We start from the raw sequence: 11,875 nt of genomic DNA, 5'->3' as shown, positions 1-11,875 counted from the left end.
TGACGGTTCCTGTGGCTCAGATGCCGACGTAGTGCTCGGCGAAGAAGTTCTGGTGGGCGCGGCAGTCACGCAGGCTGTGCAGCCGGGCGCGACGTAGAGCACGGCGGAAGTCGTCGTCCTGGGTGTGGAGCAGATCGATCATCCAGCGCGAGAACTCCTGCGCCCGCCAGACGCGGGGCAGGCAGGTGCGCGAGTACGCGGCCAGCGGCCGTTCGTCGTCCCGGTGCAGAGCGGAGATCAGGGCGGAGGCCAGCACCTCGGCCTCCATGATCGCCAGGTTGGCGCCCTTGGCGGCGGACGGGCTGATCAGACTGGCCGCGTCACCGACGAGGAACAGCCTGTCGTGCTGGATGGGGTCGACGACCTCGGAGCGCAGCCGGACGATCCGGCGCTCGATGATCGGGCCCTGCTTGAGCTGACCGAACTCGTCGGTGCGCATCCGGGTGTCCAGAGCGGCCCAGATCCGTTCGTCGGTCCAGGCCTCCGGATCATCGCCGAGAGGAACCTGGAGGTAGTACCGCGTCACCTCGGGGCTGCGCGCCATGTGGCCCGCGAAGCCGTCGTCGTGGATCGCGTAGGTGACCGCGGCCATGCTCTGCGGCGCCTCGGCGAGCACCGCGAGCCAGCTGACGCCGTGGTCCTGGGTGTGGCGCGAACACAAGTCCGCGGGGACGGCCTGGCGCGTGACGCCGTTGCTGCCGTCGCACCCCGCGAGAAACCGGCCGGTGACAACGTCTTCGCCCTGCTCATCGCGGTAACGGATCGTCGCGGTGCCGGAATCGACACCGGTGACCGCGGCACCGAACCGGATGTCGCCACCGCGGTCCAGGTATTCGGCGAGCAGGTCGGTGACGAGGTCCTGCTGCGGGTAGACGGTGTGCACCTCGCCCTGGCCGAGCGCGGCGTAGTCCAGCTCGAACTCCCCGTCCTCGCCCCGGAAAGCGCAGACGCCGTGCGATCGTCCTTTGTGGAGCATCCCGGCACCCAGTCCGTGCTGAACGAGGATCCGGGCGCTGTTCGGTCCCAGGAAACCCGCCCTGGCCCTGGTCTGCACCTGCTCACGGCTCGCCCGCTCGACGATGAGGGTGCTTATCCCTGCCGCACGTAACAAGTTGCCTAACACGAGCCCCGCCGGCCCCGCGCCCGCGATGAGCACGGTGGTGTGGTCGACCACGCCTACTGGTCCTCTCTCCGGATCGGCCCGCGTCCGCGGCGGGCCCGATTGCGCAGCACTGGACCTCAGGGTCCGGGGCGGGAGCCAGCGGCTCGCCGGAGATGATGATCATGATCACCTGATCGTGTCGGTGCGGGACCGACCCGAGCGGTTTGTAACGACTTCATCGGCCGTGCATGACTTCGTCGCCGCCATCCGGCATTCTGCGCAAATGGCACTCCGGCAGGCGAGCGACTTCGCCCACTTGGCGGCCGAGATCAAGCAGGCTGGCCTGCTCGCTCGGCGGCGTGGTTACTACTTCGCTCGAATCGGCGTGAACCTCGCCGTCTACGCGGCGGCGTGGGTGACGTTCGCCCTGCTCGGCGACTCCTGGTGGCAACTCGCGGTGGCGGTCGTGCTGGCGGCGATGACCACGCAGCTCGCGTTCATCGGGCACGACGCGGGCCACAAGCAGATCTTCGCCACGAAGAAGTGGAACGAGATCACCGGCTACGTCCACAGCGGACTGGTCGGCGTCAGCTACGACTGGTGGGTCGGCAAGCACAACCGCCACCACGCCAACCCGAACCACGAGGACGAGGACCCGGACGTCGACATCACGGTGCTCGCGTTCACGCAGCGGCAGGGCGCGGACAAGCGCGGGGTGTTGCGGTGGATCGCCTCGCACCAGGCGGTGTTGTTCTTCCCGTTGCTGCTCCTCGAAGGCTTCGCGCTGCACTGGCACTCGATCCGGTACTCGGGCCGCGAGCGGTTCGTGATGATCGCGAACGTCGTGGTGTACCTCGGGGTCGTGTTCTGGGTGCTCTCGCCCGTGTATGCCATCGCGTTCATCCTCGTGCACCAGGCGTTGTGGGGTCTCTACATGGGTTGTTCCTTCGCCCCCAACCACAAGGGCATGCCGGTGCTGTCGGCGGGCCACTCGCTCGACTTCCTGCGCAAGCAGGTGCTGACCTCGCGCAACATCCGGGGCGGCTGGTTCACGGACATCCTGCTCGGCGGTCTGAACTACCAGATCGAGCACCACCTGTTCCCGAGCATGCCCCGGCCGGCGCTGCGGCACGCGCAGGTGATCGTCCACAACTTCTGCGAGCAGCGCGGCATTTCCTATGCGCAGTGCGGCTTGTTCCGCTCGTACGGGTACGTGCTGGAACACCTGCACGAGGTCGCGGCACCGTTGCGCGCCAAGGCCGCGGCCTGAATGTCCGAAACTGGACAGGGGTCGGCCAAAACGCCCGCCTGACCCGCACGGCGCTGGTTTCCTCGGTTCAAGACCGAACTGGGGGAAGTTCCTATGCGCAAGAAGTTGTTTGGCGTGCTCACGGCAGGTGTGGCGCTCACTCTGGTCGCTGCCGGGCAGTCGGTGGCGGAGCCCGCGCCGCCGCTCAGCCAACCCGATCCGGTGCTGGCGTTCCTGCCGGCCGAGGCGACGGTCGACTGGGCCGCGGTGCACCGCAACCGGGAGTCCCGCAAGCAGTCGCGGGTGGCGGCGAAGAGCGCCGGCCAGCCGTTGACGTACCACGAGAAGGAGACCGGGCAGGGCGCCAACGACGCGCCCGCCCGTGCCGAGCACGTGGCCGGGTTCGGCACGGGCCGGGGCAGGAACCCGAAGCTCACGCTCACCGGTGACCTCGCAGGAGATCCCACGATCCCCGTGGTGCCGCCGTTCGCCGAGACCAACGACGCCGTCCCGCTCGCGAGCGATCTCGGCGCATCCGCGTCCCTGCGGACCAGCGGCACGATCGGCGACGGCCCGTACGGCAGTGGCGGCGACGGCACCGGTGACCACGACTTCTACCGACTCTCCGGCGGCGCCGCGGGACGAATCGTCGTCGTCGAGACGGACACTCCTACCGGTGATCTGGACACGATGCTCGCCGTGTTCAGCGCGACGGGCGCGCTGCTCGACCAGCACGACAACCTCGCGGGCAGCACGGACAGCAGGCTGCGGATCCCCTTGTCCGCAGGACAGGACGTGTACGTCATGGTCGCGGCGGCCGGACCGGGCGGGATCCCGGCCGACCCGATGAAGCCGGGCACCGGCAAGCGCGTTCTCACCGAGGGCGCGTATGACCTGACCATCTCCTCCGGCGGCGGCCAGGTGGACAGGGACTACTTCTCCGTCGACCTGAAAGCGGGCGACGTGCTCGGCGCGTCGGCGAAGGGCAAGGCGACCAGGGTCGTCGTCCACGACCCCGCCGGACGCGAGGTCTTCGGTTCGTCGCAGGACCTCAGCTTCATCTTCGCCGAGAACTCCCCGCTGCCCGCCGGCGGCAACGCCGTCGCGGACTTCGTGGCGCCGAAGGACGGCCGCTACACGGTCGGCGTCGAGGACGGTGACGGCGCCTACGACGTCACGGTCGAGGCCTACCGTCCCGGCTCGGAACTCAACCCCCGTCCCGAGGTGCTGACGATCTTCCTCGACTTCGACGGCGCGCGGGTCAACACCCGGATCTTCGGAGCCGACCCCGCGGGCAACCGGGATCTCTCGCCGCTGAAGAAGTTCCTGCCCGGCTGGGGTCTCACCGACGCCGACGAGAACGCCGTGATCGACGGCGTGGTCGCGACCGTGCGCGAGAACATCGAGAAGGACCTCGCCGCCAAGGGCACGAACAAGCGGTTCGCCGTGCGGATCCTGAACAGCCACGACCACGCCGACCCGTGGGGTCAGCGCAACGTCAGCCGCGTGGTCGTCGGTGGCTCGATCGCCGAGTCCGGCATCCCGACCGTCGGCATCGCGCAGTCGATCGACGCGGGCAACTTCGCCAAGGAGGAGACGGCACTGGTGCTGCTCGACATCCTCAGCGCGCCCGCCACCCAGTCGCGCACCTCGTTGAACACCTACATCACCCCGGCCAGCGACAAGATCGCGTTCATCGGCAGGGCGATCGGCAACATCACCGCCCACGAGGCCGGCCACATGTCCGGCAGCTGGCACCAGGACCAGTTCAACGCGCTCGACGCCATCATGGACCAGGGCGGCAACCCGAAGGGCATGTTCGGCGTGGGTCCGGACGCCATCGGTGGCACCGCCGACGACATCGACGTCGACTTCCACGAGGACGTCCTCAACCCCAGCGAGGGCTTCACCGGGATCGAGGACTCGCTCAACCGCACCGCGTGGGCGTACGTCCGGGGCAACAACTGACGGTCCGATTCCCGCCAGAATCCAGGCGGTGATTCCAGCAGGCTGATCGGCATGGGATCACTTGCAGGGAAAGCGGCTCTCGTCACCGGCGGGAGCCGCGGCATCGGGGCCGCGGTCGCCGAGAAGCTCACCGCTCTCGGCGCCCACGTCGCCGTCACCTACCAGAACACCAAGCCGGACAACGGTTTCGCCATCCAGGCGGACAGCGCCGATCCGGACGCCGTGGTGGCGGCGGTCGACGAGACCGCCGTCCACTTCGGACGGTTCGACATCCTCGTGAACAACGCGGCCGTCTTCCAGGTGGGACCGCTGGAGGAGCTCGGCCGTGACGAGTTCGACCACACGATGGCCGTGAACGTGCGCGCACCGTTCCTCGCGGCGCGTGCGGCGGTACGGCACATGCGTGAAGGCGGGCGAATCATCAGCATCGGCAGCAACGTCGCGGTGTACGCGCCGTTCCCCGGCTTCGCCCTGTACTCCGCCAGCAAGACCGCGCTGATCGGGATGACGAAGGGACTCGCTCGCGAGCTGGGACCGTTGGGCATCACGGCGAACGTGGTCAACCCCGGCCCCACGGACACCGACATGAACCCGGCCGATGGGCCGATGGCGGACACGATTCGCGGGCTGACCGCGTTGGGGCGCTACGGAAAGCCGTCGGAGATCGCCGAAGTAGTAGCCGCTCTGGCTGGTGAGGCCGGTGCGTACGTCACCGGTGCCAGCATCAACGCGGACGGTGGATTCACCGTCTGACGGGTACTACTCCCAGGTGACCGGCAGGGCGTGCACGCCGTAGATGTTCATGTCGGTCCTGAGCTTCACTTCCCCTGCCGGAACAGCGAGTTCCAGCGACGGGAAGCGGCGCAGCAGCCCCTCGAAGCCGGCCCGCATCTCGATCCGGGCGAGCTGCTGGCCGAGGCACTGGTGGACGCCGTGCCCGAATGCGAGGTGACCACGGGCGTTGCGGTGCACGTCGAGCGTGCCGGCGTGCTCGTAGCGCTCCGGGTCGTGGTTGCCGGCCAGCAGCGACAGGACGACCATCGAACCCTCGCGGATCGTCTCGCCGAAGAACTCGATGTCCTCTGCCGCGTAACGGAAGAAGATGTCGGCGACCGCGAGGTAGCGCAGCAGTTCCTCGACGGCGTCGGGGATCTGCTCCGGGTGCGACCGCAGTGCCGCCAGCTGGTCCGGGTGCTCCAGCAACGCGAAAGTGCCCAGCGCCAGCATGTTCGCGGTCGTCTCGTGCCCGGCGAGCAGCAGCAGGAACGCCATCCCGGTCAGCTCCTCGAGGCTCAGGTCCTCGTCCTGGGCGAGATCGGACAGCAGGTCGTCACCCGGCTCGGCGCGCTTGCTGCTGACGAGCTCGTACAGGTACGTGTTCATCGCCATGTACGCGGCCATCTTGTCCTCCAGGTTCACCTGCCTCTCCATGAACTTGGACGAGTTGTGCTGGAACGAGTCGCGGTCGTCGTACGGCACACCGAGGATCTCGCAGATCACCAGCGACGGCACCGGAAGCGCGAACTCCTTGACGAGGTCGACCGGCGGGGTGAGTGCCGCCAGCGCGTCCAGCTGCCGTTCGGTGATCTCGACGATGCCCTCTTCCAGCGCCTTCATCCGCCTGACGGTGAACGCGCCGGTGAGCTTGCGGCGCAACCGGGTGTGGTCCGGCGGGTCCATGCTGATGAACAGGCCCGGCGTCTGCGGGACCGGTTCGGTCATCTCCGGCATGCCCGGCGTCGGGAACGGCACGTGGATGATGCCGAGGTCCTGTCTGCTGCTGAACCTGGTGTCCGCCAGCGCCTGCCGGACGGCCTCGTAGCCGGTGACGAGCCAGCCCTCGTGGCCGTCGGGGAAGAGCATCGGGCTGACGGGGCGGGTCTCGCGGACCAGGGTGATCTTGCCGGGCGGGACGAACGGTGTGACGTCGCGTTCCATGGGAAGGCCGTGCAACATGATCGGTGATCTCCTTCAGCGGGTGGATTCGCGGTTGAAGAGCTTCTTGGACCAGAGGTAGCCGCCGAGCCCGATGACGGCGCACCAGGTGAAGGCGATGTAGCCGCTGTTGCCGATCGGTGTGCCCATCAGCAATCCGCGCAGGGCGTCGATGAACGGGGTGAACGGCTGATACTCGGCGAACCAGCGCAGCACGGTCGGCATCGAGTCGGTGGGCACGAAACCGTTGCCGAAGAACGGAAGCAGGATCAGCGGCAGGCCGACGTTGCTCGACGACTCGACGGACTTGCTGGCGAGGCCCAGTGCGGCGGACAACCAGATCATCGCGAACGACATGGAGATCAGCAGGCCTGCCAGCGCGAGCCAGCCGAAAGCGCTCGCCTGCGGCCGGAACCCGATCGCGACCGCGACGCCGAAGACGAACGTCATGGCCAGAACCGTCTGCACGAGGCTGCCGACCACGTGTCCCGTCAGCACGGACACCCTGGCGATCTTCATCGTCCGGAAGCGGTCCACGATGCCCTCGGTCATGTCCATCGCGATCGAGATGCTCGTGCCCTGCACCGCGGCCGTGATCGACATCAGGATGATCGTCGGCGTGACGTAGTCGAGGTACTCGCCCCGCCCACCGCTCGGTCCGCCGAGCCCGGCGCCCAGCGTGCCACCGAAGACGTAGACGAACAGCAGCAGGAACACGACCGGCATGATCAGGAGCTGGAACGTCAGCGACGGGTAGCGGATCATCCGCGTGAGGTTGCGGCGCACCATCGTCGCCGAGTCGGTCAGAACGTAACTCATTGCTGGACCACCGTTTCGGGCCTGCCAGTGAGGGCGAGGAAGACGTCGTCGAGGTCGGGCGTGTGGGTGCTGAGCGAGTCGACCAGCACCGAGTTCTCGTCCAGGCGGTCGAGCAACGCCTTGAGCGAACGGACGCTGCCGTCGCTGGGCACGCGCAGGGCGAGCGACTCACCGTCACGGGAGGCGTCGCGCACGATCCGCGTCGCGGCTTCGAGGTGCCGGAGATCGGTGAACTGCAACAGGACGTGGCCACCGGGGATGCGGCGCTTGAGCTCGTCCGCGGTGCCCTCGGCGACGATCTTGCCGTGGTCCAGCACCGCGATCCGGTCGGCGAGCTCGTCGGCCTCCTCCAGGTACTGGGTCGTCAGGAAGATCGTGACGCCGCTCGCCACCAGTTCCCGCACGATCTGCCACATCGTGCGGCGGCTGCGCGGGTCGAGGCCCGTGGTCGGCTCGTCCAGGAAGATCACCTGCGGCGACCCGACCAGCGTCATCGCGAGGTCGAGCCGGCGCCGCATGCCGCCGGAGTAGGTGGCCGCGGACTTGTCGGCCGCGTCCGCCAGGTCGAACTGCTCCAGCAACTGCTCGGCCCTGCGCCTGCCGTCCACCTTGCCGAGGTGGTGCAGATCGGCCATCAGCTTCAGGTTCTCGCGGCCGGTCATCAGGTTGTCGACGGCGGAGAACTGGCCGGTGACACCGATCGCGCCGCGGACGGCGTCCGGGTCGCTCGCCACGTCGTGACCGGCGACCGACGCGCTGCCGCCGTGGGCGCCGATCAACGTGGAGAGGATCTTGACGGTGGTGGTCTTGCCGGCGCCGTTCGCGCCGAGCAACGAGAAGACGGTGCCGCGCTGGACGTTCAGGTCGACGCCCCTCAGCACTTCGTTGTCACCGTAGGACCGGCGCAGGCCGGTCGCCTTGATCGCGTTCATGGAGGTCCCCTCAGCTGCGGCGGACGGCGATGTCGCCGAACGACGTGTGGGCGGTGACCTTGACGGTCTCCGTGGAGTTGCCGGGGCCGTCGCTGCCGTCGAGCGTGTTGGTGACGCGGCCGAAAGCGGTCTTGACGTCGAGCCACGCGGCGGTGCCCTGGGCGATGCCGATCTCGATGCCGCCCATCGCGGTGTTGAGCGTGACGGTGTCGCGGACGACCTCGCCGATGTTGATGGATCCCATCGCGGTCCTGGCCTCCGCCGGCCCACCGGCGCGTTCGACGGTGATGTCGCCGTTGGCGGAACGCGCCTTCAGCTCGCCCTCGACCGAGCCGGCGTCGATGTGACCGTTGGAGTTCTTGGCGACGAGCGAGCCGTGGACCGTGCCGATGCGGATGTGGCCGCTGCCGGTCTTGACATCCGCGTTGCCCTCGACCGCGCCGATGTTGACCACGCCGGCGCCGGTGTCGGCCTTGAGCGGTCCGGTCCGGTCGAGGTGGATGTTGCCCGCGGACATGTCGACCTCGGTCGCGCCGAGCACCCCGGAGGTGCGGACGCTGCCCGCCGACACGTCGGCGTCCACTCCGGACCCGGTCGGCAGCTCGATCACGACGTCGACCGACCTGGTCTTCTTGGAGAAGTCGAACGTCCGCTTGGGCCCGCGCACCGTCAGGGTGCCGTCGGCGTAGTCGACCTTGGTCTTCTGCGCGGCCTCGACGTCCGAGGAGTCGGACGGGTCGGAGGGCCTCACGTCGACCTTCGTGTCGGTGCGGTCGCTCGCGACGATCTGGACGTAGCCCGCGTAGACGTCGAGCAGTACGGAAATCGGTTCCGGCGTTTCGTAAGAAGGCATGGCTGTCCCCTCAGAAGGTGTCTTGAGAACGTCTCCGCAGGTCAGAGACGTGAAGTGAAAAGAGCTGGTGCTAGCGGACCCAGCCGACGAAACGCTGGGTGGCGGGGATGCCGCCGGTCAGCGCGTCGGTGACGGAGTCACGCTTCGGGCTCAGCTGCGCGGACGCGGCGCGCACGAGCCACGCGTTGACCGAGCGGCCCTCCTTGGCCGCGGCCTCGTCGATCGCGGCTTTGAGCGGCTCGGGCAGCCGGACGTTGATGCGCACGGTGGTGCCGTCGTCGAAGCCGGCCGCCACGTCCTCGGCGGGTGCCGCGGCGACGGGCTCCTGCACGACGGCGGGCTGTTCTGGCGTCCGGCGCGTCACGACGAACTTCGGGTCGCGGCCCCGCAGCAGCACCTGCACCGAGTCCGGTGCCAGGTCCGCGGTGATCTCGTCGGCGGCAGCGGACAGCGCCTCCAGCAGCGCCAGCCGGATCGCCGACTCCATCGTCACGGTCAACCGCTCGACCAGCTTGCTCGCTTCTTCGCCGCCTGTTTCGACGGCGGTCAGCAGCTCGCGGCCGAGGGAAGCCACATACGGGGTCAGATCCATGGCACCACTATGGCACACGGTGGCACCACCGGCAAGCATTTCTGGCTCAGTTTGGCATCATTGTGGCTCAGCGCAGGTCAGAGGGCTGATCAAGTCCCCGACCGACGGGCTACCCGAGCAGGGCGTCAGCGAACGCGGTCAGCGTCGGCGTGCCCTTCTGCCGGTCCAGCACCGCGAAGACGACGTGCTCGAAGTAGCGGTTGTCCCGCAGCGCGAGCGCGAAGATCTGCGCGACGGTCGCGGGGTCGTTGCCGAAGACGCCACAACCCCAGGCGCCCAGCACGAGCCGGCGGTGCCCGTGCGACGCGGCGACGTGCAGCACGCGGATGGTGCGCCGCAGCAACGCGAGTGGGACGCCGTCGGCTCGGCCGGGCTGGTTCTGCAGGATCGCCGTGAGGTTGGGTGCCGCGGCGGTGAGGAACGAGACCTCGTACGGCTCCGGCAGCAGGTTTCCGTCGTCGTCGCGGAACACGGGCACGCGCGGCGAGTAGATCACGCGGTCGCTGTAGGTGAGATCGTCGTGCGCGCGGTGGTGGTCGTAGAAGTCATCGGCGGCGCGCAGGCACGGGTAGAGCGCCGACGCACGGGCGATGCTCTCCTCCTGCGCCTCCCTGCCGTTCAGGAAACCTCCGCCGGGCTTGCGGGCCGAGGCGAAGACCAGACCGGCGACGTCACCGCCGAGCCGGCGCGCGGCGTCCAAAGTGGACTCGTTGGTGACGTCGATCCGCACGCCGTCGGTCTCCGAGGGCAGCGACAGCACCTCGTCCGGCAGGTGGAGCCGGGTTCCCGCGACGGCGGGGGCGACGGCGACCGTCACGTCGCCCGCGTCGGTGGAGTAGGAGCCGCGCTCCGAGATGGCGACGGTGTCGTGGGCGATCGCTCGCAACCTGCTGCTCATGATGCCCACGAGTCTGACCGCCTTCGCCTGGCACGCCAAGCGGTTATGTCCGGGCGTAGACCTCGGCCACCGCACCGAACGCGGCCTTGGGCTCCCAGGTGCCGTCCTCGTAGACCTTCACGATGCCGGGACCGGCCATGTCGAGGTCGCGGCTCGGGTCGTCCGGCCGGTGCACGTAGTTGTTGAGCGCGAACATGTACACGAACGCGCCGTCGACACCCTCGGCCTCGAACGTCTCCAGCACTTCGCGCAGATACGTGGCCTGCTCGTCCTCGTCGCGGACGTAGCCGTCCTTCACCCGCACCGGCAGCCCGGCCTCGTCATGTTCGACGATCTCCATGCTGCGCGGCGCCACGGCCCCCGAACCGTGCCAGGCCGCCGTGCCGAAGCCCGTGATGGCGACCGGCTTTCCCTCCGCCACCACGTTCCTGATGCTCGCGGCGTACACGTCGGCGACCTCGGCGGAACGGATCAGCTCGAACGACTTGACGTCGAACAGGTCCCAGTCGGGGTTCTCGAACGGGATGCAGGCGTAGGTGACCTTGCCCTGGAAGTGTTCCCGCACCACCGCGACGGCCTCGGCGAGGAACTCGTTGAGCCTCGCGCCCGCCTCCCGCATCCGCTCCGCGCGACCGTCTGCCTCGCCCAGCAGCCGGGTCAGGCGCTGCACGAGGTCGTCGCCGGGAAGGAAGCCGGAGTTCATGATGCTGAGCTCGACGCCCGTCACGAACACCACCTCGGCACTGGCCCGGATCCGCTCGGCTCGTCGGGCGCAGTCGGTGAACAGGTCGAGGATCTCGGCGGGTGTCAGTTCCAGCGGGTAGGGCGAGAACCAGATCTCCAGCCCCAGTTCGGCGGCGATCTCCGCGGCCCGTTCCAGCCGCTCCGGGTCGCCTCCGACCAGGTGGACGGCGTTGCAGTGCAGGTCGTCCCTGATGACGGTCAGGTCCCTCCTGACCGCGTCCAGGTCGAACTTCTCCAGCGAGATCTCTCCGTGGCGCACGAAACCGGTGTCGTACGCGATGCCTTTGGCGCGCATGCCACCGAGACTAGAAGACAAAAGTGCGTGCACGCAAGTTTGCGCAATCGCAGTTATGATGGCCAGACGAGGAGCACCGGACAGGGCGCGTGGTCGACGACGAACCGGGTCGCCGGGCCGAGGCTGCGCGGGCCGACGTGGCTGACGTCGCCGTCCCGGCAGAGGATCAGCAGGGACGCTTCCCGAGCAGCCGCAACGACTTCGTGCTCAACGCGACCGACGCGTGCCTCCTTCGCACACGGAACCCCCAGGCGTTCGGCAGCCGCGTCCAACAGCTCTGCGGCGTGACCGGCGGCGAGGTCGTCCAGGCGGCTGCCGGGGTCGCGGGCGGGCTGACCCCGGCCGAACAACCCCGCGAACGCACCATGGGCCGCGCCGGGCACGTCGTGGTCGCTGACGTGCAGCAACAGGAAGTCGCCCGAGTACGCGCGGGCCGCGTCGACGCAGTCCTGCCAGGTGTCGCCGGCGATCCACACGACCACCGTCAT

The 11,875-nt window shown here is 68.6% G+C and carries 12 protein-coding genes; 3 read left to right on the top strand and 9 right to left on the bottom strand.

The window, feature by feature from the left end; genetic code table 11:
• Nucleotides 1-16: 16 nt before the first annotated feature.
• Complete coding sequence (locus ACIRG5_RS27980) at nucleotides 17-1,174, bottom strand: 4-hydroxybenzoate 3-monooxygenase (RefSeq protein ID WP_402909706.1); 1,158 nt, start codon at nucleotides 1,172-1,174, stop codon at nucleotides 17-19.
• Nucleotides 1,175-1,385: 211 nt separating this feature from the next.
• Between ACIRG5_RS27980 and ACIRG5_RS27975 the strand changes: the two genes are divergently transcribed.
• The 3 genes from ACIRG5_RS27975 to ACIRG5_RS27965 all read left to right on the top strand — a co-directional run bounded on the left by ACIRG5_RS27975 (nucleotide 1,386) and on the right by ACIRG5_RS27965 (nucleotide 5,072).
• Nucleotides 1,386-2,372: a fatty acid desaturase family protein gene (locus ACIRG5_RS27975; RefSeq protein ID WP_402909704.1), complete on the top strand. Its 987-nt coding sequence runs from the start codon at nucleotides 1,386-1,388 to the stop codon at nucleotides 2,370-2,372.
• Between the two features lie 93 nt (nucleotides 2,373-2,465).
• A complete protein-coding gene (locus ACIRG5_RS27970) occupies nucleotides 2,466-4,319 on the top strand; it encodes a hypothetical protein (RefSeq protein ID WP_402909702.1) in 1,854 nt (617 codons plus the stop codon).
• Nucleotides 4,320-4,370: 51 nt separating this feature from the next.
• Nucleotides 4,371-5,072, top strand: coding sequence for an SDR family NAD(P)-dependent oxidoreductase (locus ACIRG5_RS27965; RefSeq protein WP_402909699.1), 702 nt, complete (start codon nucleotides 4,371-4,373; stop codon nucleotides 5,070-5,072).
• A gap of 6 nt (nucleotides 5,073-5,078) precedes the next feature.
• Here ACIRG5_RS27965 and ACIRG5_RS27960 read toward each other — a convergent pair whose 3' ends face one another.
• The 8 genes from ACIRG5_RS27960 to ACIRG5_RS27925 form a co-directional block, all read right to left on the bottom strand.
• Nucleotides 5,079-6,275, bottom strand: coding sequence for a cytochrome P450 (locus ACIRG5_RS27960; protein WP_402909696.1), 1,197 nt, complete (start codon nucleotides 6,273-6,275; stop codon nucleotides 5,079-5,081).
• A 15-nt stretch (nucleotides 6,276-6,290) separates the two neighbouring features.
• Complete coding sequence (locus ACIRG5_RS27955; protein WP_402909693.1) at nucleotides 6,291-7,073, bottom strand: ABC transporter permease; 783 nt, start codon at nucleotides 7,071-7,073, stop codon at nucleotides 6,291-6,293.
• Nucleotides 7,070-8,005 (bottom strand): ATP-binding cassette domain-containing protein, encoded by a 936-nt coding sequence (locus ACIRG5_RS27950; protein WP_402909690.1) that lies wholly within the window; start codon nucleotides 8,003-8,005, stop codon nucleotides 7,070-7,072. The genes ACIRG5_RS27955 and ACIRG5_RS27950 overlap by 4 nt, the downstream gene beginning before the upstream one ends.
• A 10-nt stretch (nucleotides 8,006-8,015) precedes the next feature.
• On the bottom strand, nucleotides 8,016-8,858 hold the full coding sequence (locus tag ACIRG5_RS27945; RefSeq protein ID WP_402909688.1) for a DUF4097 family beta strand repeat-containing protein: 843 nt from the start codon (nucleotides 8,856-8,858) through the stop codon (nucleotides 8,016-8,018).
• 70 nt (nucleotides 8,859-8,928) lie between these two features.
• Complete coding sequence (locus ACIRG5_RS27940; protein WP_402909685.1) at nucleotides 8,929-9,450, bottom strand: ribbon-helix-helix protein, CopG family; 522 nt, start codon at nucleotides 9,448-9,450, stop codon at nucleotides 8,929-8,931.
• 109 nt (nucleotides 9,451-9,559) lie between these two features.
• A complete protein-coding gene (locus tag ACIRG5_RS27935) occupies nucleotides 9,560-10,348 on the bottom strand; it encodes a TIGR02452 family protein (RefSeq protein ID WP_402909683.1) in 789 nt (262 codons plus the stop codon).
• A gap of 43 nt (nucleotides 10,349-10,391) precedes the next feature.
• Nucleotides 10,392-11,387 (bottom strand): hypothetical protein, encoded by a 996-nt coding sequence (locus ACIRG5_RS27930; RefSeq protein WP_402909681.1) that lies wholly within the window; start codon nucleotides 11,385-11,387, stop codon nucleotides 10,392-10,394.
• A 53-nt stretch (nucleotides 11,388-11,440) separates the two neighbouring features.
• The gene (locus tag ACIRG5_RS27925) at nucleotides 11,441-11,875 is read right to left on the bottom strand and encodes a universal stress protein (protein ID WP_402909679.1); all 435 of its coding nucleotides are present in this window, start codon (nucleotides 11,873-11,875) and stop codon (nucleotides 11,441-11,443) included.

It is taken from the genome of Lentzea sp. NPDC102401 (assembly GCF_044765805.1).
Classification (GTDB): domain Bacteria; phylum Actinomycetota; class Actinomycetes; order Mycobacteriales; family Pseudonocardiaceae; genus Lentzea; species Lentzea sokolovensis.
The sequence above is the reverse complement of the archived record's forward strand: the minus strand, read 5'-3'. Positions and strand labels throughout refer to the sequence as shown.